Here is a 26,422-nt window from a genome sequence, read left to right on the forward strand (position 1 = left end):
TTCAGATATGTCCGGTTTCTCGCAGAAAAGCGTTCAGCAGCTCGGCGTAGACCTCGGGCCGCTCGACGCAGGGCAGGTGCCCGGCCTTGCGGATCAGCTCGAACCGGGAGCCGGGGATCAGGTCGACGGTTTCGCGCACCAGATCGGGAGGGGTCGAGCCATCTTCCGAGCCCGCAATTCCCAGCGTCGGCAGTCTGAGCCCGCTGGTTGGCGTATAGAAATCCGTGCCCGAGATGGCGGAGCAGCAGCCCAGATACCCCTGCACCGGTTGGCGTACCATCATATTGCGCCATAGCTCGACATCGGGGGTTTCCCGAAATGTTTTCGAAAACCAGCGCTCCATGGTTGCGTCGGCCAGCGCCTCGATCCCACCTGCACGAACGGCGGCCATCCGATCGGCCCACATGGCGGGCGTCCCGATTTTGGCGGCCGTGTTGGACAGGACCATCGCCCGGATCTGATCCATCCGCTTGACGGCCAGCCCCTGCGCGATCATTCCGCCGATCGACAGGCCGACGAAGACGCAATCCCGCACCTCGAGAAAGTCCAGGAGCCGCTCGGCATCGCGCACCAGACTTCCCATCGAATAGGGACCATCCGGTTGCGAGGACAGGCCGTGCCCCCGCTTGTCATAGCGGATGATGCGCAGACCTTTGGGGAGCAGAGGCAGCACGGGGTCCCACAAGCGCATGTCGGTGCCCAACGAATTGGCAAAGACCAGAGGTGGACCATCCGGGTCACCGTCCAAGCGATAGTGAATCTGAACATCTCCGAAATCAGCGATGTGCATCTGGTCAGCCTTTTTTGCTGCGATCATTCCGACAGTTTACGCCGCGATTTATTGCATCTGTCCTAACCCGTTGTCAGGTAAGGAATTCCAACGCGCGGGCAAAGACCTGCGGATCGACATTCCCGCCCGATGCCACGACGATAACGGCGTCGCCCTGGATCTCGTCCTTGCGGAACAACGCCGACGCCAACGAGACTGCCCCACCCGGTTCCAGAACGACCTTGAGGCGCAGGAACGCCAAGGCCATGGCGCGGAGAGCCTCGTCTTCGGATACCGCCAATCCCGGTCCGCAGAGGCGACGGAGGATCGGGAAGGTGATATCACCGGGCCGCGGTGTCAGGATCGCGTCGCAGATATTGCCTGCGGCTGCGTTGTTGGTCTGAACGGACCCCGAGGCCAGGGATCTTTTGACATCGTCGAATCCTTCGGGCTCGCAGGGGCGTGCCCTGAGACCCGGCGCATGTTTTCCCAAGGCAAGTGCCACGCCTGAGGTCAGTCCACCGCCACCACAGCATACCAGAACATCGGCGTCGGTCACGCCGAGATCGCGCGCCTGCCGCGCCACCTCGAGGCCGACGGTACCCTGACCGGCGATCACCTGCGGTTCGTCATACGGGCGGATCAACGTAAGACCGCGCTCCCGGGACAACGCCTCGCCGATCTCTTCGCGGCTTTCATTGGAGCGATCATAAAGGATGACCTCGGCGCCCAAAGCTCGGGTGTTTTTGATTTTCAGAGCCGGCGCGTCGGACGGCATGATAATGACGGACTGAACACCATGAAGTGTAGCCGCATGCGCCACGCCCTGCGCGTGGTTGCCTGATGAATACGCGATGACCCCGCGTTTGCGAGCCTCGGCATCCAGGGCGGAAATCGCAGACCACGCGCCGCGAAACTTGAAGCTTCCAGTGTGTTGAAGACACTCGGGCTTGACCAGAACGCGCCGCCCGGCAAGTTCGTCCAGAAACGGCGATGTGAGGATCGGGGTTTCGCGCGCGTGCCCTTGCAGGCGCACGGCAGCGGCTTCGATCAGGTCAATTGTGCTCATATCAAATCCAGTACCTTGCGAATGACGGTTATGGACTGCGGTTCGTCCAGAAAAGGAACATGGCCCCGGTCGGGCACTTCGGCCGAAATCAACCCCGCATGACGCCGGTGCATCTCTGCAAGTGTCTGGGCGCTAAGCAAGTCCGAGTTCGCCCCACGGATCACTCCGGTGGGAAGCGGGTTCAGGGCTTCGAACAATGGCCACAAATCAGCGGGCGGGCCCGCTGCAATCTGTTCTTGCAACGCGGTTCTCAATGCGGGGTCATAGCGCAACCGCAGGCCGGTGCCGGTTTCTTCGTACTGGAATGCGGCCTGCTTTCTCCAGGTTTCAATCGATACGCCCGGAAACTGCGGGTCCATTGCCTGTTTCAGCGCAAAAGCGGCCTGTTCCAGCGTTGTTGCGGCAGGAGCCTTGCCGACATAATCCATGATGCGCCCGATGGCCGACGGTTCGATTACGGGGCCCACATCATTCAAAATGACGGCACTCAGACGTTCGGGGCAAATTGCGGCGAGGGTCATGGCAATCAACCCGCCACGCGAGGTGCCAAGGATGCTGGCCCGATGGAGCTTCAGATGATCCAACAACTCGATCACGTCCTGTGCCTCGCGCGGAACGGTATAGTTGCGATAATCCGGATCAAAATCCGAGTCTCCGCGCCCCCGATAGTCCATCGTAATGACACGCAGTCCGTTGGCGTACGGCGTGAAGAAGGAAAAATCCCGGCTGTTTCTGGTCAGGCCGGCAAGGCACAGCAGCGGCTTGCCGCTGCCTGTATCTTCGTAGGTCAGGCGCAGACCGTCAGACGTCGTGAATTGTGGCATCAAACGCCTGCCAGTTCCGGAATCGAGGTCAGGTCGGACAGGACATGCGCCGGGGTCCACGGCAAGCGGTCCATCGGCTCGCCGGCGCGGTTGACCCAGGCCGTAACGAACCCGTACCCGCTGGCTCCGGCGGCGTCCCAACCATTCGAGCTGACGAACAGAACGTTCGATCGTTCGCACCCGAAACGGTCGCACACAAGATCATAGACCCGGGCATGCGGTTTGAAGACGCCGACGCTTTCGACTGACAGTATGTCGTCCAATACGCCGCCGATACCCGCAGATCTGACCGCGCCTTCCAGCATGGGCGGCGATCCGTTTGACAGGATTGCGGTCTGCATCCCGCCATCCTTGAGCGCCTTCAGCATGGCCGGAACCTCGGGATAGGCCTGCAGTTCCCAATACAGGTCCAGCAGTCTCTGCCGCAGCGCTGGGTCCCCCTGCAGGCCTGTCGCCTCGAGCGCCCAGTCCAGGCCATCCTGCGTTACGTCCCAGAAATCGGCATGTGCGTCCGCCACAGCACGCAGCCACGTGTATTGCAGCTGTTTCAACCGCCAGTGGTTGGCCAGTTCAGGCCACTTGTCACGCAGCGCATCCTGGCCCGGTTCGGCGGCCGCCTGACGCGCGGCTGCGGCCACGTCGAAAAGGGTTCCGTACGCATCGAAAACGCAGGTTGTGATCGCCATCTGCCTCTCCCCATCTTCCGGGGCAGGTTGGCACAGGCCATGCGCGGGTTAAAGCGTAAAAGGGTTTACATTGCCGGGTCAGTCTCTAGGTTGGACCGCTCATTCCAAACTCAGGTCGGAGACAGTCATGACCGCGATCAAACAAGGCGACACGGTTCGCATTCACTACACTGGAACTTTGCGGGACGGCAACGTTTTTGACAGCTCGGAAGGACGCGATCCGCTTGAGTTCGCCGTGGGGTCCGGCCAGATCATTCCCGGTCTGGACGCCGCACTGCCGGGCATGGAAATTGGCGAGAAAAAACGTGTCGAAGTGGATTGCCAGGACGCTTATGGGCCGATCAATCCCGCGATGCGCCAGGACGTCCCGCGCGAAGGCATCCCGGACGACATCCCGCTGGACCCCGGCACCCAGCTGCAGATGCAAACCCCCGATGGTCAGGCGCTGCCTGTGACCGTGGTGGACGCCAACGAAGAAACCGTGACCCTGGACGCAAACCACCCGCTGGCGGGCCAGGATCTGATCTTCGACATCGAGGTCGTTTCGATCAACTGATCAGCGCGCGTTCAGCCGCCCAACAATGACCCAACCGCCTCGCGAAGCTGCGGTTGGGTATAGAAGATCCACAATACCAACAATGTCGTCAGGGTCAGCAGCAGCGTTCGCGCGCGGCTGCTGAGCACTCCGGTCTTGCGACGAGAGTGAGATGCACGCGTATTGGTCGCGATTATCCGGTCTAGTTTGCTCATGTGATATCCCTGCCGCTGAAGTTTGGTAAAATCTTGGCAACGACAGGGAAAGATCGCGTCACATGAAGTCGGGCTGAGGCATTCCCAAGATGTGGAAACCGCCGTCTACGCGAATGATTTCACCGGTGGTGCAGGCCCCTGCGTCCGACGCAAGGTAAACGGCCGTGCCGCCAACCGCTTCGAGCGTGGCGTTCGATCGCAGCGGGGCGTTCTGGTCGCAGAACTTGTAGGTCTTGCGAGCCCCCCCGATGGCCGCGCCGGCCAGGGTTTTCATAGGTCCGGGCGAGATGGCGTTGACCCGGATCCCGTCGGGGCCCAGATCATTCGCAAGATAGCGAGTCGCCGATTCCAGTGCAGCCTTTGCAACACCCATGACATTGTAGTTCGGCACGACCTTGTTCGAACCCTGATAGGTCAGGGTGAGCAGCGTCCCGCCGTTTTCCTTCATCATTGGATAGGCGCGACGGGCCACTTCGATGAATGAATAGGCCGAGACATCCAGCGAGTGCTTGAAATTCGCCCGCGTGGTGTTCAGGAACCGCCCGGTCAGTTCGGTCTTGTCCGAGTAGGCGATGGCGTGGACAAGGAAATCAATCGTTGGCCAACGGGAGGCCAGTTCGTCGAAGGCCCGGTCCAGCGATGCGTCATCGGTCACGTCCGCATCGACCATGAAGTCGCTGCCCAAGCTCTGTGCAAGCGGTTCCAGCCGTTTTCCGAAGGCCTCGCCCTGGTAGGTGAATGCCAGTTCAGCGCCTGCCTCGTGCATGGCCTTGGCAATGCCCCAGGCGATCGACCGATCATTGGCGACGCCCATGATCAGACCGCGCTTACCTTTCATAGAATCCGACATCATAATCACCCGTTATACTTGGACAGAATCATGGAACCGTTGGTGCCACCAAAGCCGAAGCTGTTGGTCATGACACTGTCCAAACCTGCGTTTTCAACAACCTCAGTTGCAATTTCGCCGGGCTGGATGCCTTCGGCCAGCGTGTCGATATTGATCGACGGCGCAATGAAATCATGCTGCAGCATCAAGAGGCAGAAAATCGCCTCGAGCGCGCCGGCAGCACCCTGAGCGTGGCCGGTCATCGACTTGGTCGAGGAGATCGGCGGCACATTGCCCTCGCCGAAAATCCGGCGGACGGCTTCGACTTCGCCCACATCTCCGACCGGTGTCGAGGTCCCGTGGGCGTTGATGTAGCCGACCTTGCGGCCTTCGGGCAGGGTGGACAAGGCCAGGCGCATCGCGCGCTCTCCACCTTCTCCCGAGGGCGCGACCATGTCGTGCCCGTCCGAGGTTGCGGCATAGCCCGTCACCTCGGCATAGATCTTCGCGCCCCGGGCCAGAGCATGTTCCAGCTCTTCCAGAACGACGATGCCGCCGCCGCCCGAGATCACGAATCCGTCGCGGTTCTGATCGAACGCGCGCGAGGCTTTTTCGGGGGTGTCGTTGTATTTCGAGGACATCGCGCCCATCGCATCGAACAGGCAGGACAGGGTCCAATCCAGTTCTTCGCCGCCACCGGCGAACATCACGTCCTGTTTGCCCAGCATGATCTGCTCGGCCGCGTTTCCGATGCAATGCAGCGACGTGGAACAGGCCGAGGTGATCGAGTAGTTGATGCCCTTGATCTTGAACGCGGTCGCCAGGTTGGCCGAGATCGTCGAGCACATGCATTTCGGAACGGCAAACGGTCCGATGCGCTTGGTTGCGCCGGTTTTCAGAACGGTCTGGTGTGCGGTTAGCATTGCGCTGGTGGACGGTCCACCGGACCCGGCAACAAGACCGGTACGCGGGTTGACGACCTGATCTTCGCTCAGACCCGCGTCAGCGATTGCCTGGCTCATCGCGATATGGGCATACGCGGCGCCTGGCCCCATGAACCGCAAAGTGCGCTTGTCGACCTGTTCCGACACATCTATCTTGAGCGTCCCTGCAACCTGGCTGCGGAAGCCGTGCTCGACCATCTGCTCGCTGGCCTCGATGCCGGACTTACCCGCCTTGAGCGAGGCCAGAACCTCTTCGGCATTGTTCCCGATGGAAGAGACAACCCCCAAACCGGTGACGACGACGCGACGCATTTGCGTTCTCCTGTGTTCCGTTCCCTGTTGACTGTCAGTCAGCTGGGGTCAGCTTTCCGACAATGCAACCTTCATGTCCTTGACCTGATAGATGACTTCGCCATCCGCTTCGACCCGGCCATCCGCCACACCCATGGTCAGGCGGCGGGTCTGGACTGCCTTGGTGAAGTCCACGTAATAGGTCAGCATCTTGCGGTCGGGGCGCACCATGCCTGTCAGTTTCACTTCGCCCACACCCAGCGCATAGCCGCGGCCCTGCCAGCCACGCCAGCCAAGGTTGAAACCGGTCAGCTGCCACAATCCGTCAAGACCCAGACAACCCGGCATGATCGGGTTTCCGGGAAAGTGGCAATCGAAGAACCAAAGGTCCGGTGTGATGTCGAATTCGGCCACGACATGCCCCTTGCCGTGCGCGCCGCCGTCGCCTGAAATGTCGGTGATGCGGTCCATCATCAGCATCGGGGGAGCCGGAAGCTGAGCATTTCCGGGGCCGAAGAGTTCGCCGCGGGCGCATTTCAGCAGGTCGTCCTTGTCAAAGCTGCTTGGGAATTGGGCCATTCTGCCGCGTCTCCTGCCAGGGGTCTGTTTATTCAATCTGGCCTCGTCTATCACCCGTTTGCAAGGTCCTGCAAGACCACCCGAACACATCCGGCCCGCCGGAGCCGCTGGTTGCGAATGAATTTCATTTGAAATTGGTGGTGGTCGGCACTTATATATTGGGGCAGGGGAAATTGGGTAATGGTTTCATGACAGCTCAAAGCCGGGACATCGCTACGAACTGGTTGGTTGACGCCGGGCTGCGCCCGACGCGCCAGCGTGTTGCCTTGGCCGAATTGCTGGTGGGCGATGGCCGCCACCGACATGTCACCGCCGAAAGCCTGTTCGAGTCGGCCAAGAACAAGGGCGACGCGGTTTCCCTTGCAACGGTCTACAATACCCTGCGTGCCTTCTGCGATGCCGGCGTTTTGCAGGAAATCACCGTGGACGGCTCAAAAAGCTATTTCGACACCAACACCCATGACCACCCGCATTTCTTCTGGGAGGACGAGGGTCGCCTGAGCGATGCGCCGTCCGACCAACTGGTTATCCAGCGTCTGCCCGAAGCACCGGCCGGGGTCGAGATCGCGTCGGTGGACGTTGTCATCCGGCTGCGCAAAAAGCGCTGATCACAGTTTCCCAAGCGACCTAACCAGAGCCTGTTCAGCAGCGGCGACTGTCGTGTCCGCAGGGCCGGTGCCGTGACGAGCCAGAATCACGGCCTCGGTGGCATCGGGGTCGGTGATCGGCAGGCTCAGCAGCGGCATCCGGTCATAGCTGAGGTCGTTTTGCGGGCTGGCATAGCTGATGCCCACCCCTTCACCATGGGCCGCAAGACTGCGTTGGATCTCGAGCGATTCCGCGCGGTAGGACACGCTGGGGTGCAGCCCATGACGCCGGAACAAGCCCAGGACATGCTGCGCTGACAGACCTTCTTTGGACAGGATGAGCGGGTATTGCTCAAGCTCGGCAAGTGAAACGCTGCCTTGCCCGGCCAAAGGGTGCGCAGGATTGACCAGCGCGTTTGGCGTACTGTCCAGCAGCTTGTGGCGTGAGAAACCGGCATCGAGGCCCAGATCATAGGTGAGCGCCAGATCGAAACGGCCGTCGGTCAATCCGCTGATCAAGCCTTCGAAAGTGTCAACACCGTGGGTCAGAACGATATCGGGAAGGGTGTCCCTGACCGTCTGCATTGCCCGCGCCAGCAGGAACGGTGCAAGATCCACAAAACAACCCAACTTCAAACGGCTTGTTCCGGCAACCGGGGCTTCGGCCTCTTCGATCCGGGCAGCGCTCGTTAGCAAGGCTTCGGCCTTGTCGATGAACTTGCGCCCCTGAGGTGTCAGCGACATTGCCGCGCCGCGTCGGCGCGAGAACAGTGGGTGGCCCAGGTGTTCTTCGACCCGGGTCAGCGCGTTTGAAAGCGCAGGTTGCGAAACGTTCAGGTGCTGTGCCGCGGCGGACAGGCTTCCGTGTAGCCCAATGGCGCAAACATATTCGTACTGGCGCAAGGTGATATATAACATGGAGTTAATGCTTATTTTGAAAGATATGATTTGAACAGGGGTGCCGGACATGTGCAAATCGGCCTCAGCAAATGACGGAGACCGACATGCCACACCCTCTTGTTTCCCCGGAGATGATCGAAACCTATCGCAATGACGGGGTTGTTCTGGTCAAGGGCTTGTTCGCCGATCACGTCGATGCCTTGCGGGAAGGGGTGGCACGCAACATGGCTGATCCCGGGCCATATGCGTCGGAAAATAAGAAAGAAGGCGAAACCGGCCGTTTCTTTGACGACTACTGCAACTGGTCGCGCATCCCCGAGTTTCGACAGGTCATTCAAGCCTCTCCGGTTGCCGAGGTCGCTGCCGACCTGATGGAGTCTCGTTCGGTCCAGTTGTTCCACGACCACGTTCTGGTCAAGGAGCCCGGCACCTCGATGGCCACGCCCTGGCATCAGGATGGGCCCTATTACTTTGTGGAAGGGCGTCAGACGATAAGCTTCTGGTCGCCGCTCGACCCGGTGACGCAGGCGACTCTGCGGTGCGTGGCGGGGTCTCACCTGTGGGAAAAGGAAGTGTTGCCGACGCGCTGGGTGTCGGAGGAGGGTTTCTTTCCTGACGAGGGCCAGTACATCGCGGTACCAGACCCCGAGGCCGAAGGGATGCGGATCATTGAGTTCGACATGGAACCCGGCGATGCGGTCGCCTTCAACTTTCGAACCCTGCACGGTGCCCGAGGAAACCAGTCGAACAGCCGGCGCCGCGCCTTCTCGCTGCGGCTGGTCGGGGATGACGCCCGGTATGTCGAGCGTCCGGGCCGGACGTCGCCGCCGTTTCCGGGGCATGACATGCGGGCTGGACAACGATTGCGCGAGGACTGGTTCCCGGTTCTGCTCAATCGCTGAGCCGTTCCGGCCCGCTCAGAACCACTGGCCGGGCTCCATCAGGCCAAGGTCCAGCAACTGGTGCGAGTTCCATTGGAAAGGAACCGAGGAGGGGCAGCGGAAACTGGGAATATCAAAGGTCGATCCCGCGTTGCTTTTCAGTGCTTTGGCGGCGCGGAAGGAACAGATGGCGGCCGTCAGGTTGTGATGCCAGGGACAGGCATAGGTGTTGTACTCGGGTTCGTTAAAGGTGTGATCGGGTTGGAGGGTCAGACCCTTGCAGCTTTTGAACAGCGCGATCCGGTCGATCCGGCGCCGTTCATACGGGATGTGATCCTCGAACCGCCAACGCAGGCCACCCGACATATCCAATTGACGCTCCAGCGGTTGTCCCGATCGGTCGTGCCGGGAATGAGCATAATATCCAGTGCTGTCCAGCATCGCATGATCCGGGGCCACACCGTTGGGATAGGCGGACAGGTCGTCGGCGTAGATGTCGATCACGTGGCAGAGCATCGCGTCGCGCCGCTCCTCGGCGTGAAAGGCCAGCATCTCGCCGACCGTGCGCGTTTCGCAGAACGGAAAGAACAGGTATTCCGAGTTGTAGCAGTAGTACAGCCAGATGTTTGGCGCCGCCTGAATGACGCGATTTATGGTGTCGAACACCACGTTTCTGGGCGAGCAGCGCATCGTGACCCGGTGCACCCGGTCCAAGATTTCAGGCAGGATCGAAAACTGAGCCGGTGCAAATACGATCACCGATTTGAACCCCAAGTCCAAGTGATGGCGCAATGTCCCATCAAGCTCGACATCGTCTTCGGCAAAAACCAATGCGACCGGCCCCTTGGTCAACGCTGCCCGGCCCGATTTCAGAAAGTGGTCGAGGGATTCGTATTTCATTGCCCGCGTGTAGCCTGCCTTGCTGGAAATATCCGTCAAATTCGGGTAATTGCGCCAGCATTGCAAGCGGCGTTCGATGGGTATAGACGACGCCGGTCCAGCGAACGCAAAAGGCCCAGCCCATGTCCGAACCGAAAAAGCTGTATATCAAGACCTATGGCTGTCAGATGAACGTCTATGACAGCGAACGCATGTCCGAGGCGTTGGGCGGGCAGGGCTATGTGGAAACGCAGTCGCCCGAAGATGCGGACATGATCCTGCTGAACACCTGCCACATCCGCGAAAAGGCGGCCGAGAAGGTGTATTCCGAACTGGGCCGGTTCAAGGGGTTGAAGGCCGAAAAACCCGATCTGAAGATCGGCGTGGCCGGTTGTGTGGCGCAGGCCGAGGGCGAAGAGATCATGCGCCGGCAGCCGCTGGTCGATCTGGTCGTCGGCCCGCAGAGCTATCACCGCCTGCCCGAACTGGAAGCCAAAGCGCGTGCGGGCGAAAAGGCGCTGGATACCGATTTCCCCGAAGAGGACAAGTTTGAGAAGCTCAAGAACCGTCCCAAGGCCAAACGCGGCCCGACGGCGTTTCTGACCGTGCAGGAAGGTTGTGACAAGTTCTGCGCCTTCTGCGTCGTGCCCTATACCCGCGGGGCCGAGGTCAGCCGCCCCGCCGATCGTATCCTGCGCGAGGCGCAGGACCTGGTCGAGCGCGGCGTGCGCGAGATCACGCTGCTGGGCCAGAACGTCAACGCCTATCACGGGGCAGGTCCGAACGGTGACATGACCCTTGCCGGGCTGATCTGGGAGTTGAACAAGATCGACGGGCTGGAGCGCATCCGGTTCACCACCTCGCATCCCAACGACATGACCGACGACCTGATCGAGGCACACGGCACTTGCGAAAAACTGATGCCCTATCTGCACCTGCCGGTGCAGTCGGGGTCGGACAAGATCCTCAAGCGGATGAACCGCAGCCACACCGCCGACAGCTATCTGTGTCTGATCGAGCGGATCCGCGAGGCGCGCCCCGATATCCTGATGTCGGGCGATTTCATCGTGGGCTTCCCCGAAGAAACCGAAGAGGATTTCCAGGCCACGTTGGATCTGGTCGAGCAGGTCCGCTATGGCTATGCGTATTCCTTCAAGTATTCGACACGGCCGGGCACGCCCGCGGCCGAGCGTCCGCAGGTCGATCCGCAGGAAGCTGACGACCGTCTGCAACGCTTGCAGGCTCTGATCACCCGGCACCAGCGCGAGATCCAGGATGCGATGGTTGGTCGGACAGTCCGGGTTCTGTTTGAGAAACCCGGGCGTCTGGCCGGACAGATGGTTGGCAAGTCCGAGTATCTGCATGCCGTCCACGTTTCCGGAGCCGATCTTTCGGCGGGAGATCTTCGCAACGTCCGGATTACGGCTTCGGGCGCCAATTCACTGGCCGGCGAGGTGCTGTGACAGGGCCGCGGTTCACCGCTCACGCAACACTCGTGGCGTTTGTTTCCAAAATTTACCCTTGATTTATCGCTTGGAACTATGGTCGGAGAATAGCCAGAATTCTCGGGGCCGTGTTTCAGGTGGCCTTCGGGCTTTACATCGGCGGGGCTTCCGGTCGCCCGGGCACCGCAATGGAGGGTACGAGTGACACGTCAGGCAGGTATTCGACAAACAGGGGCGGGCCGTGTTCTGGCCGGCCTATTGCTGGCCGCCAGCGCAGGTATTCCCACTCATGCGGGGGATTTGGACGGCGCCGTTTCCGATCCGGTCGTGTTGGGGCCGGAGCGTTATTCCAAAGACGTCAGCGCCTTCTATCTGGGGTTCAGCGCCGGGTATGGATCGGGTGGAACAGACCAGTTCGGGCTGGCCACCAATGCGGGCACCTTTCCCATCGGCAAACTTGACCTGAGCGGTGCCTACGGCGGGATACGGGGCGGTTGGCGCGGTGTTCTGCCTGCCCGTGGCGGGCGCGATTACGTCTACGGTTTCGAGATCGGGTACGATTTCGCTTCGCTGGATGACAGTGTCACCACGCAGATAGGCACCACGACCGTTCAGGGAGGTTCCGAGATATCGGATGTGCTGTCGCTGCGGTTCAAGAACGGGCTGACCAACCCCAGCGGTTCGGTTCTGTATTTCGTTACCGTCGGGTTCGTTCAGGGTGAAATCGAAACGACCAACAGCCTGTCCAGCGGCGGCACCACTCAGTCTTTCGCAAGCGATGACCGACGCAACGGATTCGTTGCCAGCATCGGGGCCGAGCATCAGTTGAACGACAATTGGTCCGTCACCGGCGAATTCGAATATGTGCAGTTCCAGTCGAAGGTCGTCGATTTTGGCTCGGGGTTCTCGACCAAATCCACGCCCAGCTACCAGGGGATTCGCGTCGGGTTGAACTACAAGTTCTGATCCCAAGGGCGGATTCCGGCCTGAGATTTCATTGCGCCGGGCCGTGAATTCCTTTCCGCCTGACCGATTTGCGATCAGTTGCTCAGATTTTTGAATCTGTGGCTTGCGCCGACCGACTCTTGTTGTCTACGCTTGGGGTGACAACGCCAAGACAGGAGAACGGATTGGCCATCGGTGCCCTTACCCCACCGCAAGATGAAATGCCCGCGAACGAGGCGTTTGTTGAATTCCCTGACAACCGATTGTTGATTGATCTTTGCGGCGAATACGACCGCAACCTGGCCGAGATCGAGCGGAAACTGTCCGTTCAGATCGTGCGCCGCGGCAACCAACTGGTCGTCATGGGCGAAGACGAGCTTCAGAAGCAGGCGATCGAGGTTTTGCAGGCTCTCTACACCCGGCTGGAAGGCGGGCGCGACGTCGAAGCTGCCGACGTTGATCGCGAATTGCGGATGGGCAATTCCGAAGCCGGAACCGGCTCGCGTGATGGCGACCAGCTTGAAATGTTCAAGGGTGGAACTGTCGAAATCAAGACCCGCAAAAAGCTGGTCGAACCCCGGACTGACGCGCAAAAGGCTTATGTGCAGTCGCTGTTCAACAACGAACTCGCCTTTGGCATCGGCCCGGCGGGAACGGGCAAGACCTACCTTGCCGTGGCTGTGGGTGTGTCGATGTTCATCGGCGGACATGTGGATCGAATCATCCTCAGCCGCCCAGCCGTCGAAGCTGGCGAAAAGCTGGGTTATCTGCCTGGCGACATGAAGGACAAGGTCGATCCGTATATGCAGCCGCTATACGACGCGTTGAATGACTTTCTGCCAGGCAAGCAACTGGCCAAGTTGATCGAGGAAAAGCGGATCGAAATTGCCCCGCTGGCGTTCATGCGCGGGCGGACACTGGCCAATGCCTTCGTTGTATTGGACGAGGCCCAGAACGCCACGACGATGCAGATGAAGATGTTCCTGACGCGCTTGGGCGAGGGTAGTCGGATGGTGATCACCGGCGACCGGTCGCAGGTGGATCTGCCGCGCGGCGTGGCTTCGGGGCTTGCGGATGCCGAGCGACTGCTGAAGACGATCCCTAATATCAGCTTCAACTACTTCACATCCAAGGACGTGGTGCGCCATCCGCTTGTCGCGGCAATCATCGAGGCGTATGAGGCCGACTCGGGCCGGGAAACGGGTTGAACCGTCGGGCCCGGGCAAATCGGCCTCGGAGCGTCACGAGATGAACTTGGAAATCACGATCGAAGACCCGCGCTGGCAGGGTCTTGAGCCGTTGGCGCGCAGGGCCGTGGCCGCGACGCTGGCGCATTGCGGTGTGGATGCCGATTTGTGCGAAGTCAGCGTTCTGGGCTGCGACGACGCCCGGATTGCCGAGTTGAACGCTGAATTTCGTGAAAAACCTGCGCCGACGAATGTGCTGAGCTGGCCCGCTGAGGACCTTGCTGCGGATCAGCCCGGTGGCACACCGCTGGTGCCCCAGCCGGATTTCACGGGTGACATCGCGCTTGGTGACATCGCGATCTCGTATGACACTTGCTGGCGCGAGGCTCAGGAAGCCGGGAAATCCATGGATGACCACGTGACCCATTTGCTGGTTCACGGAGTGTTGCATTTGCTGGGTTATGATCACATTCGTGACCTTGACGCCACTTTGATGGAACGTGCCGAGGTCGAGATACTTGGCAAAATGGGTATTGATGACCCATATAATGAGTAATGTGGGCCTTGGTGCCCGATCTATTGGAATAGGAAAATGGGCGATATTGACGGCAGTTCTGGAGCGGCGCAGAGCGCGCACTCGCAGAGCAGCGATGAAACCAAAGAAAAAAGCGGGCTTTTCTCTCGTATTCTTGATGCTTTTTCTTCCGCCGAGGATGACGCCGAAGTCGTCGTGAACGGGAATGAGGCCGTGACCCCTCAGCCACGCGGCATGATCAATCTGCGGCGCATGCGGGTCGAGGATGTGGCAATTCCTTCCGCCGACATCGTGTCAGTGCCTTCGACCATCACCAAGGAGGAACTGGCCCAGGTCTTCCGGGATAGCGGTCTGTCGCGAATACCGGTCTACGAGGGGACGCTGGACACGCCGCTGGGCTTTGTTCACCTCAAGGATTTTGCGTTGACGCATGGGTTCAACGGTGGGTCGGCGGAATTCGATCTGATCTCGATGCTCCGTCCGCTGCTGTTCGTTCCACCTTCGATGCCGATCGGTGTTTTGCTGACCAAGATGCAGACCGAGCGTCGCCACATGGCCTTGGTGATCGATGAATATGGTGGCGTCGACGGGCTTGTCACGATCGAAGATCTGATCGAACAGGTCGTCGGAGAAATCGCCGATGAGCATGACGCCGACGAAAATCAGCTGTGGGTGCAAGAAAAGCCAGGGTGCTATATCGTTCAGGCCAAGGCACCGCTCGAGGACTTCGAGGCCGAAATCGGCCGGTCGCTGACCAGCCACGAGGATGTGGACGAGGAAGAGATCGAGACCCTGGGCGGGCTGGTCTTCATGCTGTCGGGGCGGGTTCCAGCCCGCGGTGAGGTGGTTTTGCATCCCGAAGGCCCCGAGTTCGAGGTTATCGACGCGGATCCGCGGCGCATCAAGCGCCTGCGGGTGATGCTGCCGGATATGGCTGCATGAATCCTGCCTTACGGTGGCCGCATTGGCTGCGCGTGGTACTGGCCGCGATACTCGGCGCGTTGGCGGCCTTTGGCTTGGCGCCGTATGGCTATTGGATAATCACCTGCATTGCGCTTGCATCCGTCGCGCCGTTGTTTCTGGCCAGTGCCACGCGCGCTCGCGCGGCATGGGTGGGCTGGGCTTTCGCAACCGGTTACTTCGCCAATGCCCTGAGCTGGATCATCGAGCCCTTTCAGATCGACGCTGAGCGTTATGCCTGGATGGCCCCTTTTGCGCTTGTGTTCATGGCTGCTGGCTTGGCCTTGTTCTGGGCGTTTGCTTTTTGGCTCGCGCGCGGAACCCGAGAGGTGGGGCCGCGGAAGGTCATCGTTCTGGCCCTGACCCTGTCGCTGGTTGAAATGGCGCGCGGCTACGTTCTGACCGGGTTTCCTTGGGCGGGAATGGCACAGATTTGGGTGGATGCCCCGGCCGGGCAACTCTTGGCATGGGTTGGTCCATATGGCCTTGGGGCCGCGACCTTTTTGCTTGCCCTGCCGTTGGGCGCTGCCGTCGCCGGTCCTCGCAACGGCAAGGCGTTTCTTTGGCCCGTCGTGGCAGTTGGCATCTTTGCCGGTTTGGCGCTGGTTCAAGCCAGCAACCGCCCGAGGGTTGCAGAGACCGGTCATATTGTTCGTCTGGTCCAGCCCAACGCGCCGCAAGAGCAGAAATGGGACCCTTCTTTTGCCCCGCTGTTTTTTGCTCGACAGATTGAATTCACTGCCGCCGATCCGCGCCCCGACCTGATCGTATGGCCAGAGACATCGGTTCCGGCGTGGCTGGGCAGTGCGGGTCCCTATCTGGAAGCGATTGCCGAGGCCGCTCAGGGAACGCCCGTCATCCTCGGTATCCAACGCGGAGACGGGCCGCGCATCTACAACTCGATGATCTACCTCGACGAGCAGGGGCGTCAGACCGGCCTGTACGACAAGCATCATCTGGTGCCCTTCGGCGAGTATGTTCCCCTTGGCGATCTGATGGACAGGTTAGGAATCCACGGTATGGCCGCGACCACCGGAAGCGGGTTCAGTGCCGGGCCCGGAGCGGCGATGCTGAACGCCGGCAAGCTGGGTCTGGCGCTGCCGCTGATCTGCTACGAGGCGATCTTTCCGCAGGATGTTTCGGCGGCGCCGCAGCGTCCGGATTTCCTTCTGCAGATAACCAATGATGCCTGGTTCGGAACCCGTACAGGACCATTCCAGCATCTGGCGCAGGCAAGGATGCGGGCCATCGAACAGGGTCTGCCGCTGGCGCGGTCGGCAAATACCGGTGTTTCGGCGATGGTCGATCCCTATGGCAACGTAATCGCCTCCCTGCCTTTGGGACAGGCGGGTTTCGTGGATGCTCATCTTCCGGCGCCATTGCCTCCGACACTGTATGCGCGAACCGGCGACGGGCCGACGCTTGGGCTATTGTTGGTGCTTCTGCTGCTGTTTGGGCGCAACGTTCGGTTTGGCAGGGCATAATTACCGATTGACCCCCTGTTTCTTCGGGCGTATCCCGTCGAATGCCTGTCACAACGGCTTCCTGGCGTGACGGGGAAATCTTAATGGAGCGCTTTCATGTCCCGACAGAACTACATTTTCACTTCGGAATCCGTTTCCGAAGGGCATCCCGACAAGGTGTGCGACCGAATTTCAGATGCGGTCCTGGATGCCTTTCTGAACGAAGAGCCCGAAGCGCGCGTTGCGTGCGAAACCTTTGCCACCACCGATCGGGTGGTCATCGGCGGCGAGGTCGGTCTGTCGGATCAGGAAAAATTGCACGACTACATGGGCAAGATCGAAGAGATTGCCCGCGCTTGCATCAAGGACATCGGTTACGAGCAGGACAAGTTTCACCACGAAACGGTCGAGGTGACGAACCTGCTGCACGAGCAGTCCGCACACATCGCCCAAGGGGTCGATGCGTCCGCTGACAAGGATGAAGGCGCCGGTGACCAAGGCATCATGTTTGGATATGCCACCAGCGAAACCCCAGCCCTGATGCCGGCTCCGATCCAATATGCACACGCCATCCTGCGCCGTCTGGCGGAAGTGCGCAAGAACGGGTCTGAGCCCGCTCTGGGTCCCGATGCCAAATCGCAGCTGTCGGTGATCTACCGTGACGGGCGGCCAGTCGGTGTCAGTTCGGTCGTGCTGTCCACCCAGCATCTGGATGAGGCGCTGACCTCGGACGATATTCGCCAGATCGTCGAGCCCTACATCCGCGAATCTCTGCCCGATGGCTGGCTGAGCGACCAGACGGAATGGCATGTGAACCCTACCGGCAAGTTCGTCATCGGCGGCCCGGACGGGGATGCTGGTCTGACCGGGCGCAAGATCATCGTCGACACATATGGCGGTGCGGCCCCGCACGGCGGCGGGGCGTTCTCGGGCAAGGACCCGACCAAGGTCGACCGGTCGGCGGCCTATGCCGCGCGGTATCTGGCGAAGAACGTCGTGGCCGCCGGCATGGCCGAGCGTTGCACGATCCAGCTGAGCTATGCGATCGGCGTTTCCAAGCCGCTTTCGATCTACGCTGACACCCACGGCACCGGACAGGTTGCCGACGCCGAGATCGAGAAGGCGGTCGGACAGGTGATGGACCTGACCCCGCGCGGCATCCGCGAACACCTGCAGCTGAACAAGCCGATCTACCAGCGCACGGCGGCCTATGGGCACTTCGGGCGCGAGCCGGATGCGGACGGCGGCTTCAGCTGGGAGCGGACCGATCTGGTTGAGGCCTTGAAAAAGGCTGTCTGAGCCAGCACCGGGAAATCAAACACGGCAAGGCGCGTCCGATGTGGCGCGCATTTTTCGTTTCGAAGGTCGCCCCTCCGGCACGGCCCTCCCCTTGCAACGCAAACCCCACCGCAGTAAGGGCACCGGCATGAGCACCCAGTCACCCGAACGCCCCCGCAGAAACTTCTATGGCCGCTTCAAGGGCAAGACCCTGAAGCCCAGCCAAAAGACCTATCTGTCCGAGGACCTGGCCGCCCTGTCGCCGGGCGCGGTGGATTGGGACAGCAACCCCGACCGCACCCTGATCGACCTGGACCCGCTGTTCGGCGGCAAGCCGGTATGGCTTGAGGTCGGGTTCGGCGGTGGTGAGCATCTGGTGCATCAGGCGCAGCAGAACTCCGATATCGGCATCATAGGGGCCGAGCCGTTCATCAACGGCGTGGCCATGCTATTGGGCAAGATCCGCCGGGCCGAAGTGACCAACCTGGCGGTACATCCCGGCGATGTGCGCGACCTGTTCGACGTGCTGCCCGATGCCAGTATCTCGCGCGCGTTTCTGCTCTATCCCGATCCGTGGCCCAAAAAGCGGCACCACCGCCGCCGCTTCGTGACGCCCGAGCATCTGGACCCGCTGGCGCGTGTGCTGAAACCCGGCGCGATTTTCCGCGTGGCGACCGACATCCCGGACTATGTCCGCCAGACGCTCGAGGAGGTGCCCCGCGCCGGTTTCGAATGGCTGGCCGAGGGCCCCGAGGATTGGCGCAAGCCGTGGGACGACTGGATTTCTACCCGCTACGAGCAGAAGGCCCTGCGTGAAGGCCGCACGCCGCACTACCTGACCTTCCGCCGCAACGGGTGATTGCGGCTGGACGCTGCGGCGCCAATTCGCTAATCGGCAGGGGCACTGATAGCGCAAAAGGAGCCCTCATGTCCGGACACGGCACGCCCATCCCGATGACCTCGCATCCCTGCGGCCCGCTGACCGGCACAGCCGAAGTGCCGGGCGACAAGTCGATTTCGCACCGCTCTCTGATCCTTGGGGCGATGGCCGTGGGCGAGACCCGGATCTCGGGCCTGCTGGAAGGCGAAGACGTTCTGGACACCGCCAAGGCGATGCGCGCCTTCGGGGCCGAGGTGATCTCGCACGGGAATGGCGAATGGACGGTGCATGGCGTCGGCGTGGGCGGCTTTGCCGAGCCGGATCAGGTGATCGACTGCGGCAACTCGGGCACGGGCGTGCGACTGATCATGGGCGCGATGGCCACCAGCCCGATCAGCGCGACCTTCACCGGCGATGCCAGCCTGAACAAACGTCCGATGGCCCGAGTGACTGATCCGCTGGCCCTGTTCGGGGCACAGGCCGTGGGCCGTTCGGGCGGGCGTCTGCCCATGACCATCGTCGGCGCGGCCGATCCGGTGCCGGTCTGGTACGAAGTGCCTGTGCCTTCGGCCCAGGTGAAATCTGCCGTTCTGCTGGCTGGCCTGAACGCGCCCGGCAAGACCGTGGTGATCGAGAAGGAAGCCACCCGTGACCATTCCGAACGAATGCTGGCCGGGTTCGGCGCCGAAATCACCGTCGAGGACACCGACGAAGGCCGAGTCATCACATTGACCGGCCGGCCTGAGTTGAAACCGCAGGTGATCGCCGTGCCGCGAGATCCCTCCAGCGCGGCCTTCCCGGTCTGCGCGGCGCTGATCACGCCGGGATCGGACGTTCTGGTGCCGGGCATCGGCCTGAACCCAACGCGCGCCGGCCTGTTCACGACGCTGCGCGAGATGGGCGCCGATCTGACCTATGAGAATATGCGCGAGGAAGGCGGCGAGCCGGTCGCCGACCTGCGCGCGCGTTACTCGCCCGACATGAAGGGCATCGACGTCCCGCCCGAACGCGCGGCTTCGATGATCGACGAATATCCGGTGCTGTCGGTGGTTGCGGCCAACGCCACCGGTAAGACGATGATGGGCGGCGTCAAGGAACTGCGCGTCAAGGAAAGCGACCGCATCGACGCCATGGCGCGTGGCTTGCGGGCCAACGGCGTCACGGTTGACGAGGGCGATGACTGGTGGTCGGTCGACGGGCTGAGCATCGGCGGCGTGCCCGGCGGCGGCATCTGCGAAAGCTTTCTGGACCATCGCATCGCCATGTCGTTCATGGTGATGGGCATGGGCGCGCAAGAGGCCGTCTCGGTCGATGACGGCAGCCCCATCGCGACCTCGTTCCCGATCTTCGAGCCGCTGATGAAGGGCCTGGGCGCCAAGGTCGAGCGCACATGAGCTTTACCGTCGCCATCGACGGCCCGGCCGCTGCGGGCAAGGGCACGATCTCCAGGGCCGTGGCTGCGCATTTCGGGCTGGCGCATCTGGATACAGGGCTGCTGTACCGCGCGGTCGGCCGACGCACGTTGAACGGCACCGACGCGGTCGAGGCGGCGCGGTCCCTCACGGCCGAGGAGTTGGATCAGGGCGACCTGCGGACAGCCGAGATCGCGCAGGCGGCGTCGAAAGTGGCCGTGATCCCCGAGGTGCGCGCAGCTCTGGTCGATTTCCAGCGCAGCTTTGCCCGGCGGGCCGGCGGCGCGGTGCTGGACGGGCGCGATATCGGCACGGTGATCTGCCCCGAGGCCGAGGTGAAGCTATTCGTCACCGCCAGCCCCGAAGTGCGCGCCGAGCGACGCTATCTGGAACTGGCTGACAAAGGCGCGGAAATAACGCGCGCGCAGGTTCTGGCCGATGTCCGCGAGCGCGACGCGCGAGACGCCGAACGCAGCACGGCCCCGATGAAACCGGCCGACGATGCCGTAATTCTGGACACTTCGGACCTGAGCATCGAGGCCGCGCTGGAAAAGGCGGTCGCGGTTATTCAAGGAAAGCTGCCCGCGGCAAGGTGAGACCGCGGACAGCGCTTGGCGACAGTCCGATTACAGTTCGCCGACCGCAATCGACTTGATATTCGCCCACTGGTCATCCGCGGTCTTGGCGGTGCCGGACACGTCTTCGAGGAACTTAGCGCGGGTTGCCGCGTTCAGAAACAGATACAGCTTGCCATCGGCCAGCAGGTACTGATCCGGATCGCCATCGAACTTCTTGCCCACGGAAACACCATACGAGCAGAAGCCGCCGTGCTGCGGCAGGTATGCCTCGGGGTTGGCCTCGAAAGCTTCGCGGTTCTCGGCCGAGGTGAAGTAGTAGGACGCGCCACTATAGGTGGCCGAATGCGTGGCGAACCCTTCCACCGGGTTGCCTTCAGTGACCAGCGCCACCAGATCGACCCCGTGAGCAGCCAGCGGCGCACCGCCGGCCGAGATCCCGTTCGAGACATTGATCTCATCCGCCGCAAAAGCCGGTGCGGCGATCATCGGCAGGACGGCGACAAGGGCGCTGAGTACAACAGATTTCATTGTGTGTTCCTTTCGTGTTCAGTTGTGGCCGGCACGCGCGCCGACCCGTGCTGAACAGATAAATGCGGGCGTGCGGACGCGTAATCGCAGCGCGAACGGAAAACCTTGCAGATCGTTCGCACTTGCCGAGAGCCAGCCAAACCGGCTCACCAAGCTGTGTTTGGCCAGTTGATCAGTCCCCGCTTAGGCTGAACGCGTCTATGGTGGAGAGAGCGGATGATCCGATTTGCCTTGATCTGGGTTTTGTTGGCCGGCCATGCGTTGGCACAGGAAGCCGAGGCACCAATGACCTACGAGAGACTGGGCAAGATCATCTTTGCCCTCGACCCCGATGCCGAGCCGCAGGGTCCGGGCTTTACCATGACGATTTCGGATGTTCCGGTACTGGTTGTTACTGATGTGCATGCAGACCGGATGCGGGCAATGGTGGCGATCAGCGGAACCTCAGAGCTTTCGGCCGAAGACTTGCAGCGCATGATGCAGGCCAATTTCGACAGCACGCTGGACGCGCGCTATGCGATCGCCAACGGTACCTTGTGGGCCGTGTTCATCCACCCGCTGTCACGGCTGAACAAGGATCAACTGATCTCGGGCCTGGCGCAGACCGTCAATATCGCCCTGACCTATGGCACTCTCTATTCCGGAGGTGCGGCGGAGTTCGGCGGTGGGGACAGCCATGATCTGCAACGCGAACTGATCGACGATCTTCTGAAGAAAGGCGAGGACATCTGAGGCTGCCTTGGAAGGTTCATCCGTCATTGCTTGCCGTTAGGTGCCGGGGAAACAGGCCGTGACCATGCGTTGCTTTGGCAGAGGCGCCCGTTTGGGCCCACTTGATGCCGCCATTGGCCCTAGCTGGATGCCGGAAAGCTGCTATAGTTTCCCTCAGCGATAAGGGGAGGTCGCCACCGAGGCCCGGCAAAACGGGCAGGCGGCCGCATAATCCTCACAGCCAACAGGGACATAACAATATGAATAATCGTTTGCAAAAAATCACCATCGTGGGTGGCGGTACGGCCGGCTGGATGACGGCGCTGCTTCTCGAGATGGTGTTTTCGCGCACGTCAGCACCAAAGGATCGTCCGCGCATCTGCCTGATCGAAAGCCCGAATATCGCCACGGTCGGCGTTGGTGAAGCGACCGTACCGCGTATGCCGGTCACGCTCCGGCAGGCCGGAATTTCCGAGCGAGACTTTTTCCGCGAAACCAATGCGTCGTTCAAGTTGGGCGTCAAATTCTGCAACTGGAACAAGGACGCAAAGGGAAAACGCATCGACTATGTGAACCCATTTGCCCATGGCCAGATGCTGGAGGGCCTCGAGGCCGCCGAATACTTCCTTCGGTTTGGCAACGGGGACCGGGATTTCACTCAGTCCATCTCGCCGCATGATGACCTGGCTCGGCTGTGCAAGGGCGCGCGGCTTCTGGGGCAACCCGAATTCGAGCAGCGGTTTGGCTATGCCTATCACCTGGACGCCGTAAAATTCGCTGGCATGCTGACCAGGGTCTGTACGCAACGTGGCGTCGAACATATCCGCGACGAGGTGCAGTCGGTCGAGTTGAATGAACAGGGCAATGTCAGCCATCTGATGCTTGAGCGTGCAGGCCGCCACGATATCGAAATGGTCGTGGACTGCACCGGTTTCCGCGGCCTGATCATCAATCAGGCACTGGGCGAGCCGTTCATGGATTATTCGGACTATCTGCCGAACGACCGTGCCATGGCGTTGCAGATCGAGCACCCCAATCCGCGGAAGATCGAAAGCGTCACGCGATCGACTGCACTTGGCGCTGGTTGGACATGGCGCGTGCCTCTCTACAACCGTGTGGGTACGGGATACGTGTATTCATCCGCGCACCGGACGGATGATCAAGCGGCGGACGAATATCTGGAGTGGCTGGGTGACAGCGGCAAAGGCGCGACGCCGCGGGTGATCCCCATGCGGATCGGGCGCGTTCGCAATGCGTGGGTGAAGAACTGCGTTGCAATCGGGCTGGCCGGTGGGTTCATCGAGCCGCTTGAAAGCACTGCGATCCATATGGTCGACCATGCTGTGCGCTGGTTCGCCGAGCATTTGCCGACCCGCGATATCGAACCCTCATTGAGGGACAGGTACAATCGTCAGATGAACAAGCTCTATGACGAAGTGCTGGATTTCATTTGCCTGCATTACAAGCTGAACAATCGCACCGATGATCAATACTGGATCGACGCGCGGACCGAGATGAAGGTGCCGGACAGGCTTGCTGAAAACCTCGAGCTTTGGAAGAACCGCCTTCCGATGCAGCACGATGTCGAGTTTGCAACGCTGTTTGACCATCGCGTCTATCAGACGGTTCTGCTGGGCAAGCAGGTCTATGATACGGGGTATGGCACTGGAATTCGTGATCGCATTCGACCATTGCGGAAGGACATCTGGTTCCAATGGTGGAAGGGCGCGAAAGTGGACCTTGCGCAGATCCTGAAAGCGATGCCGGATCACAAAACCCTTCTGCGCGACATTCGCGGAGAGCTCAAGCAACCCACCTTTGCGATGGCCAAGGCGGCACAGCCGACCGTTCCGATGCCGGGTGCGGCACCCGAACCGGTGATCATCCAGAACATGCCGAACTTGGCCGAGATTCAAAGCGGCAAGAAAGACCTGCAACTGTTCTAGGTCTCCCGGATTCGGCTAATATTGAGAGCTTCGAAATGGTTGAGGGCAGGGTTGCAGAACCCTGCCTTTTTTGACCTCAATCCGGGGTTGCGCAACAAAAATATGTTACGTAATAACATAACATATCAGTTGGGACGTTTCCCCAACCCATTCCGTCCGGTCCAGTTCCCGCTCTGGAAATTCGCATTGGTACAGTCGATGCCCATGACCAATCAAAGACGCAATCTGCGCAGCCGCCTGAACCGCCGGAGACGGCAACGTCCCGCGATGCAGGCCTATGACACCCTTCCGCCTCAGTTGCGTCAGTGGCTTGCGAATGCCTGCTTGCCTTGGAGTCCGAACTCGGCCCTCAAGATTTGGAAGGCAGCCGGTGGGGCAAAGGCCCCGGCCGACGCACTGGCGCGTTTGAATGCGATCGAGCAGGCCATGCTGCTGAGGGATGCCCAGATTTGGGAGGAGTAGCTGGCCCGGAAAACGCAAGCGGAATTCTGCGTCGGCTTGCAATATGGGCCTTTCTGCTTGCGCTGCGCCTAGAATCCGCCTATACGCGCGCTGTCTGAACAAGGGCGGTCAACGCCTGGGCGACGTATCTGAGCAGGGCCGGGTTTCCTCGGCCCTTTGTGTTTGTTTAGCCAGATGCGCACCGGGTCACGCCAGAGGACATCATGAAACAAGACCGGCGGAGACAACCGCTCGGCCAGCAAAAACGTTATGTAAAGGAAAACAACGCCACATGGCTAACGCATCCATGGAGGAATTCGAAGCCCTCCTGAACGAAAGCTTCGAAATGGACACCCCCGAAGAGGGTTCGGTTGTCAAAGGCAAGGTCATCGCGATCGAAGCGGGCCAGGCCATCATCGACGTAGGCTACAAGATGGAAGGCCGTGTCGATCTGAAAGAATTCGCAAATCCCGGCGAAGCTCCTGAAATCGCTGTTGGCGACGAGGTCGAAGTCTACCTGCGCGCCGCAGAAAACGCCCGTGGCGAAGCGGTCATCTCGCGCGAGATGGCCCGCCGTGAAGAGGCATGGGACCGTCTGGAAAAAGCATATGCCGACGACCAGCGCGTCGAAGGTGCTATCTTTGGTCGCGTCAAAGGTGGCTTCACCGTGGATCTGGGTGGCGCAGTTGCGTTCCTGCCCGGCAGCCAGGTTGACGTTCGCCCCGTGCGCGACGCTGGCCCGCTGATGGGTCTGAAGCAGCCGTTCCAGATCCTGAAAATGGACCGCCGCCGTGGCAACATCGTTGTCTCGCGTCGTGCAATCCTTGAAGAATCGCGTGCCGAACAGCGTGCCGAAGTCATCGGCAACCTGTCCGAAGGTCAGACCGTCGAGGGTGTCGTCAAGAACATCACCGAATACGGTGCATTCGTTGATCTGGGCGGCGTTGACGGCCTGCTGCACGTCACCGACATGGCATGGCGCCGCGTGAACCACCCGTCCGAGATCCTGACGATCGGCGAGACCATCAAGGTTCAGGTCATCAAGATCAACAAGGAAACCCACCGCATCAGCCTGGGCATGAAGCAGCTGCAGGAAGATCCGTGGGATCTGGTTGGCGCCAAGTACCCGCTGGGTTCGGTGCACAAGGGTCGCGTCACCAACATCACCGACTACGGCGCGTTCGTCGAGCTGGAGCCCGGTGTCGAAGGTCTGGTGCACGTGTCCGAGATGTCCTGGACCAAGAAAAACGTCCACCCCGGCAAGATCGTTTCGACCAGCCAGGAAGTCGACGTCATGGTTCTGGAAATCGACGGCGCCAAGCGTCGCGTGTCTCTGGGCCTCAAGCAGACCCAGCGCAACCCGTGGGAAGTGTTTGCAGAAACGCACCCCGAGGGCACGCAGGTCGAAGGCGAAGTCAAGAACATCACCGAATTCGGTCTGTTCATCGGCCTGGAAGGCGACATCGACGGCATGGTTCACCTGTCCGACCTGTCGTGGGACGAGCGTGGCGAAGATGCCATCCAGAACTACCGCAAGGGCGACGTCGTTCAGGCGGTTGTCTCGGAAGTTGACGTCGAAAAAGAGCGGATCTCGCTGTCGATCAAAGCCCTGGGCGGTGACAAGTTCGCCGAAGCCGTGGGCGGCGTGAAGCGTGGCTCGGTCATCACCGTCGAAGTGACCGCGATCGAAGATGGCGGTATCGAGGTGGAGTACGAAGGCATGAAGTCCTTCATCCGCCGTTCGGACCTGAGCCGAGACCGTGCCGAACAGCGCCCCGAGCGTTTCTCGGTCGGTGACAAGGTCGACGTCCGCGTCACCAACGTGGACAGCAAGACCCGCCGTCTGGGCCTGTCGATCAAGGCGCGCGAAATCGCCGAAGAGAAAGAGGCCGTGGAACAGTACGGTTCCTCCGACTCGGGTGCATCGCTGGGCGATATCCTTGGCGCAGCGCTGAAGTCCGGCGACTAAGCCAGACTTGCAGTTTTGAACACTCAGACGGCCCCGCTCATCCCGAGCGGGGCCGTTTCTTTTGCGAATCAATGTGTTCCGGTTTTGCGAGTTATTCGGTGATAGGTGCAGGCATGAACCGCCGGATTCGCGTCTCTACAGGCGATTTTCCGGTGC

Annotated in this window: 28 protein-coding genes and 1 riboswitch; of the genes, 17 read left to right on the forward strand and 11 right to left on the reverse strand. The window is 60.9% G+C overall.

The annotated features are described in order from the left end of the window. Position 1: 1 nt before the first annotated feature. The 4 genes from pcaD to ACR0EF_RS00860 all read right to left on the reverse strand — a co-directional run bounded on the left by pcaD (position 2) and on the right by ACR0EF_RS00860 (position 3,348). Positions 2 to 790, reverse strand: coding sequence for a 3-oxoadipate enol-lactonase (pcaD, locus tag ACR0EF_RS00845; protein ID WP_170371963.1), 789 nt, complete (start codon positions 788 to 790; stop codon positions 2 to 4). Between the two features lie 73 nt (positions 791 to 863). Next, the gene (locus tag ACR0EF_RS00850; RefSeq protein WP_170364939.1) at positions 864 to 1,838 is read right to left on the reverse strand and encodes a threonine ammonia-lyase; all 975 of its coding nucleotides are present in this window, start codon (positions 1,836 to 1,838) and stop codon (positions 864 to 866) included. Continuing rightward, entirely contained in the window at positions 1,835 to 2,662 is an 828-nt protein-coding gene (locus tag ACR0EF_RS00855) for an alpha/beta fold hydrolase (RefSeq protein ID WP_170371769.1), read from the reverse strand. The genes ACR0EF_RS00850 and ACR0EF_RS00855 overlap by 4 nt, the downstream gene beginning before the upstream one ends. Next, the gene (locus ACR0EF_RS00860; protein WP_170339856.1) at positions 2,662 to 3,348 is read right to left on the reverse strand and encodes a haloacid dehalogenase type II; all 687 of its coding nucleotides are present in this window, start codon (positions 3,346 to 3,348) and stop codon (positions 2,662 to 2,664) included. The genes ACR0EF_RS00855 and ACR0EF_RS00860 overlap by 1 nt, the downstream gene beginning before the upstream one ends. 127 nt (positions 3,349 to 3,475) lie before the next feature. On the opposite strand from ACR0EF_RS00860, the gene ACR0EF_RS00865 reads away from it, so the two are divergent. Next, positions 3,476 to 3,904, forward strand: coding sequence for an FKBP-type peptidyl-prolyl cis-trans isomerase (locus ACR0EF_RS00865; protein ID WP_170339858.1), 429 nt, complete (start codon positions 3,476 to 3,478; stop codon positions 3,902 to 3,904). 11 nt (positions 3,905 to 3,915) lie between these two features. On the opposite strand, the gene ACR0EF_RS00870 is transcribed toward ACR0EF_RS00865, so the two are convergent. From ACR0EF_RS00870 to fabA, 4 genes are read right to left on the reverse strand one after another with little or no spacing between them, the layout of a single operon-like run. Continuing rightward, positions 3,916 to 4,098, reverse strand: coding sequence for a hypothetical protein (locus tag ACR0EF_RS00870; protein WP_170340421.1), 183 nt, complete (start codon positions 4,096 to 4,098; stop codon positions 3,916 to 3,918). Positions 4,099 to 4,156: 58 nt separating this feature from the next. Continuing rightward, positions 4,157 to 4,948, reverse strand: coding sequence for an enoyl-ACP reductase FabI (locus tag ACR0EF_RS00875; protein WP_170340422.1), 792 nt, complete (start codon positions 4,946 to 4,948; stop codon positions 4,157 to 4,159). Positions 4,949 to 4,953: 5 nt separating this feature from the next. Continuing rightward, on the reverse strand, positions 4,954 to 6,183 hold the full coding sequence (gene fabB, locus ACR0EF_RS00880; protein ID WP_170369751.1) for a beta-ketoacyl-ACP synthase I: 1,230 nt from the start codon (positions 6,181 to 6,183) through the stop codon (positions 4,954 to 4,956). Between the two features lie 48 nt (positions 6,184 to 6,231). Next, entirely contained in the window at positions 6,232 to 6,741 is a 510-nt protein-coding gene (fabA, locus tag ACR0EF_RS00885) for a bifunctional 3-hydroxydecanoyl-ACP dehydratase/trans-2-decenoyl-ACP isomerase (RefSeq protein ID WP_093964585.1), read from the reverse strand. Between the two features lie 188 nt (positions 6,742 to 6,929). On the opposite strand from fabA, the gene irrA reads away from it, so the two are divergent. After that, a complete protein-coding gene (irrA, locus tag ACR0EF_RS00890; RefSeq protein ID WP_170364932.1) occupies positions 6,930 to 7,349 on the forward strand; it encodes an iron response transcriptional regulator IrrA in 420 nt (139 codons plus the stop codon). On the opposite strand, the gene ACR0EF_RS00895 is transcribed toward irrA, so the two are convergent. Then, positions 7,350 to 8,246: a LysR family transcriptional regulator gene (locus ACR0EF_RS00895; RefSeq protein ID WP_170371767.1), complete on the reverse strand. Its 897-nt coding sequence runs from the start codon at positions 8,244 to 8,246 to the stop codon at positions 7,350 to 7,352. A gap of 86 nt (positions 8,247 to 8,332) precedes the next feature. Between ACR0EF_RS00895 and ACR0EF_RS00900 the strand changes: the two genes are divergently transcribed. Further along, complete coding sequence (locus tag ACR0EF_RS00900; protein WP_170369746.1) at positions 8,333 to 9,130, forward strand: phytanoyl-CoA dioxygenase family protein; 798 nt, start codon at positions 8,333 to 8,335, stop codon at positions 9,128 to 9,130. 15 nt (positions 9,131 to 9,145) lie between these two features. On the opposite strand, the gene ACR0EF_RS00905 is transcribed toward ACR0EF_RS00900, so the two are convergent. After that, a complete protein-coding gene (locus tag ACR0EF_RS00905; protein ID WP_170369744.1) occupies positions 9,146 to 10,009 on the reverse strand; it encodes a glycosyltransferase family 2 protein in 864 nt (287 codons plus the stop codon). Between the two features lie 122 nt (positions 10,010 to 10,131). Between ACR0EF_RS00905 and miaB the strand changes: the two genes are divergently transcribed. The 10 genes from miaB (at position 10,132) to cmk (ending at position 20,689) form a co-directional block, all read left to right on the forward strand. Continuing rightward, entirely contained in the window at positions 10,132 to 11,451 is a 1,320-nt protein-coding gene (miaB, locus tag ACR0EF_RS00910; protein ID WP_170371765.1) for a tRNA (N6-isopentenyl adenosine(37)-C2)-methylthiotransferase MiaB, read from the forward strand. Positions 11,452 to 11,634: 183 nt separating this feature from the next. Beyond that, the gene (locus ACR0EF_RS00915) at positions 11,635 to 12,399 is read left to right on the forward strand and encodes an outer membrane protein (RefSeq protein ID WP_170369740.1); all 765 of its coding nucleotides are present in this window, start codon (positions 11,635 to 11,637) and stop codon (positions 12,397 to 12,399) included. 164 nt (positions 12,400 to 12,563) lie between these two features. Then, positions 12,564 to 13,586 (forward strand): PhoH family protein, encoded by a 1,023-nt coding sequence (locus tag ACR0EF_RS00920; RefSeq protein ID WP_093964591.1) that lies wholly within the window; start codon positions 12,564 to 12,566, stop codon positions 13,584 to 13,586. A 40-nt stretch (positions 13,587 to 13,626) separates the two neighbouring features. Next, positions 13,627 to 14,121 (forward strand): rRNA maturation RNase YbeY, encoded by a 495-nt coding sequence (gene ybeY, locus ACR0EF_RS00925; RefSeq protein WP_170371763.1) that lies wholly within the window; start codon positions 13,627 to 13,629, stop codon positions 14,119 to 14,121. A gap of 36 nt (positions 14,122 to 14,157) precedes the next feature. After that, complete coding sequence (locus tag ACR0EF_RS00930; protein ID WP_170357079.1) at positions 14,158 to 15,042, forward strand: hemolysin family protein; 885 nt, start codon at positions 14,158 to 14,160, stop codon at positions 15,040 to 15,042. Next, positions 15,039 to 16,544 (forward strand): apolipoprotein N-acyltransferase, encoded by a 1,506-nt coding sequence (gene lnt / locus ACR0EF_RS00935; RefSeq protein ID WP_170371761.1) that lies wholly within the window; start codon positions 15,039 to 15,041, stop codon positions 16,542 to 16,544. The genes ACR0EF_RS00930 and lnt overlap by 4 nt, the downstream gene beginning before the upstream one ends. A gap of 42 nt (positions 16,545 to 16,586) precedes the next feature. After that, a riboswitch (SAM-SAH riboswitch) is annotated at positions 16,587 to 16,635 on the forward strand. A 5-nt stretch (positions 16,636 to 16,640) separates the two neighbouring features. Continuing rightward, entirely contained in the window at positions 16,641 to 17,822 is a 1,182-nt protein-coding gene (gene metK, locus ACR0EF_RS00940; RefSeq protein ID WP_170371759.1) for a methionine adenosyltransferase, read from the forward strand. A gap of 127 nt (positions 17,823 to 17,949) precedes the next feature. Continuing rightward, entirely contained in the window at positions 17,950 to 18,660 is a 711-nt protein-coding gene (trmB, locus tag ACR0EF_RS00945; protein WP_170371757.1) for a tRNA (guanine(46)-N(7))-methyltransferase TrmB, read from the forward strand. Between the two features lie 68 nt (positions 18,661 to 18,728). Further along, on the forward strand, positions 18,729 to 20,075 hold the full coding sequence (gene aroA / locus ACR0EF_RS00950) for a 3-phosphoshikimate 1-carboxyvinyltransferase (RefSeq protein WP_170371755.1): 1,347 nt from the start codon (positions 18,729 to 18,731) through the stop codon (positions 20,073 to 20,075). Next, the gene (gene cmk, locus ACR0EF_RS00955) at positions 20,072 to 20,689 is read left to right on the forward strand and encodes a (d)CMP kinase (protein WP_170371753.1); all 618 of its coding nucleotides are present in this window, start codon (positions 20,072 to 20,074) and stop codon (positions 20,687 to 20,689) included. The genes aroA and cmk overlap by 4 nt, the downstream gene beginning before the upstream one ends. Before the next feature lie 30 nt (positions 20,690 to 20,719). Here cmk and ACR0EF_RS00960 read toward each other — a convergent pair whose 3' ends face one another. Next, positions 20,720 to 21,199, reverse strand: coding sequence for a YHS domain-containing (seleno)protein (locus ACR0EF_RS00960; RefSeq protein ID WP_170371751.1), 480 nt, complete (start codon positions 21,197 to 21,199; stop codon positions 20,720 to 20,722). Positions 21,200 to 21,415: 216 nt separating this feature from the next. Between ACR0EF_RS00960 and ACR0EF_RS00965 the strand changes: the two genes are divergently transcribed. The 4 genes from ACR0EF_RS00965 to rpsA all read left to right on the forward strand — a co-directional run bounded on the left by ACR0EF_RS00965 (position 21,416) and on the right by rpsA (position 26,266). Then, complete coding sequence (locus ACR0EF_RS00965) at positions 21,416 to 21,931, forward strand: hypothetical protein (protein WP_170371749.1); 516 nt, start codon at positions 21,416 to 21,418, stop codon at positions 21,929 to 21,931. Positions 21,932 to 22,170: 239 nt separating this feature from the next. Further along, the gene (locus tag ACR0EF_RS00970; RefSeq protein WP_170371747.1) at positions 22,171 to 23,856 is read left to right on the forward strand and encodes a tryptophan halogenase family protein; all 1,686 of its coding nucleotides are present in this window, start codon (positions 22,171 to 22,173) and stop codon (positions 23,854 to 23,856) included. A 204-nt stretch (positions 23,857 to 24,060) separates the two neighbouring features. Then, the gene (locus ACR0EF_RS00975) at positions 24,061 to 24,318 is read left to right on the forward strand and encodes a DUF6525 family protein (RefSeq protein WP_254429900.1); all 258 of its coding nucleotides are present in this window, start codon (positions 24,061 to 24,063) and stop codon (positions 24,316 to 24,318) included. 271 nt (positions 24,319 to 24,589) lie between these two features. Then, the gene (gene rpsA, locus ACR0EF_RS00980) at positions 24,590 to 26,266 is read left to right on the forward strand and encodes a 30S ribosomal protein S1 (RefSeq protein ID WP_170340458.1); all 1,677 of its coding nucleotides are present in this window, start codon (positions 24,590 to 24,592) and stop codon (positions 26,264 to 26,266) included. Positions 26,267 to 26,422 lie beyond the last annotated feature (156 nt).

This window comes from Ruegeria sp. CG8, from assembly GCF_056537165.1.

Coding starts and splice junctions, on each gene's coding strand:
- pcaD (WP_170371963.1), bottom strand. CDS start 790: ATGCACATCGCTGATTTCGGAGATGTTCAGATTCACTATCGCTTGGAC.
- ACR0EF_RS00850 (WP_170364939.1), bottom strand. CDS start 1,838: ATGAGCACAATTGACCTGATCGAAGCCGCTGCCGTGCGCCTGCAAGGG.
- ACR0EF_RS00855 (WP_170371769.1), bottom strand. CDS start 2,662: ATGCCACAATTCACGACGTCTGACGGTCTGCGCCTGACCTACGAAGAT.
- ACR0EF_RS00860 (WP_170339856.1), bottom strand. CDS start 3,348: ATGGCGATCACAACCTGCGTTTTCGATGCGTACGGAACCCTTTTCGAC.
- ACR0EF_RS00865 (WP_170339858.1), top strand. CDS start 3,476: ATGACCGCGATCAAACAAGGCGACACGGTTCGCATTCACTACACTGGA.
- ACR0EF_RS00870 (WP_170340421.1), bottom strand. CDS start 4,098: ATGAGCAAACTAGACCGGATAATCGCGACCAATACGCGTGCATCTCAC.
- ACR0EF_RS00875 (WP_170340422.1), bottom strand. CDS start 4,948: ATGTCGGATTCTATGAAAGGTAAGCGCGGTCTGATCATGGGCGTCGCC.
- fabB (WP_170369751.1), bottom strand. CDS start 6,183: ATGCGTCGCGTCGTCGTCACCGGTTTGGGGGTTGTCTCTTCCATCGGG.
- fabA (WP_093964585.1), bottom strand. CDS start 6,741: ATGGCCCAATTCCCAAGCAGCTTTGACAAGGACGACCTGCTGAAATGC.
- irrA (WP_170364932.1), top strand. CDS start 6,930: ATGACAGCTCAAAGCCGGGACATCGCTACGAACTGGTTGGTTGACGCC.
- ACR0EF_RS00895 (WP_170371767.1), bottom strand. CDS start 8,246: ATGTTATATATCACCTTGCGCCAGTACGAATATGTTTGCGCCATTGGG.
- ACR0EF_RS00900 (WP_170369746.1), top strand. CDS start 8,333: ATGCCACACCCTCTTGTTTCCCCGGAGATGATCGAAACCTATCGCAAT.
- ACR0EF_RS00905 (WP_170369744.1), bottom strand. CDS start 10,009: ATGAAATACGAATCCCTCGACCACTTTCTGAAATCGGGCCGGGCAGCG.
- miaB (WP_170371765.1), top strand. CDS start 10,132: ATGTCCGAACCGAAAAAGCTGTATATCAAGACCTATGGCTGTCAGATG.
- ybeY (WP_170371763.1), top strand. CDS start 13,627: ATGAACTTGGAAATCACGATCGAAGACCCGCGCTGGCAGGGTCTTGAG.
- ACR0EF_RS00930 (WP_170357079.1), top strand. CDS start 14,158: ATGGGCGATATTGACGGCAGTTCTGGAGCGGCGCAGAGCGCGCACTCG.
- lnt (WP_170371761.1), top strand. CDS start 15,039: ATGAATCCTGCCTTACGGTGGCCGCATTGGCTGCGCGTGGTACTGGCC.
- metK (WP_170371759.1), top strand. CDS start 16,641: ATGTCCCGACAGAACTACATTTTCACTTCGGAATCCGTTTCCGAAGGG.
- trmB (WP_170371757.1), top strand. CDS start 17,950: ATGAGCACCCAGTCACCCGAACGCCCCCGCAGAAACTTCTATGGCCGC.
- aroA (WP_170371755.1), top strand. CDS start 18,729: ATGTCCGGACACGGCACGCCCATCCCGATGACCTCGCATCCCTGCGGC.
- cmk (WP_170371753.1), top strand. CDS start 20,072: ATGAGCTTTACCGTCGCCATCGACGGCCCGGCCGCTGCGGGCAAGGGC.
- ACR0EF_RS00960 (WP_170371751.1), bottom strand. CDS start 21,199: ATGAAATCTGTTGTACTCAGCGCCCTTGTCGCCGTCCTGCCGATGATC.
- ACR0EF_RS00965 (WP_170371749.1), top strand. CDS start 21,416: ATGATCCGATTTGCCTTGATCTGGGTTTTGTTGGCCGGCCATGCGTTG.
- ACR0EF_RS00970 (WP_170371747.1), top strand. CDS start 22,171: ATGAATAATCGTTTGCAAAAAATCACCATCGTGGGTGGCGGTACGGCC.
- ACR0EF_RS00975 (WP_254429900.1), top strand. CDS start 24,061: ATGACCAATCAAAGACGCAATCTGCGCAGCCGCCTGAACCGCCGGAGA.
- rpsA (WP_170340458.1), top strand. CDS start 24,590: ATGGCTAACGCATCCATGGAGGAATTCGAAGCCCTCCTGAACGAAAGC.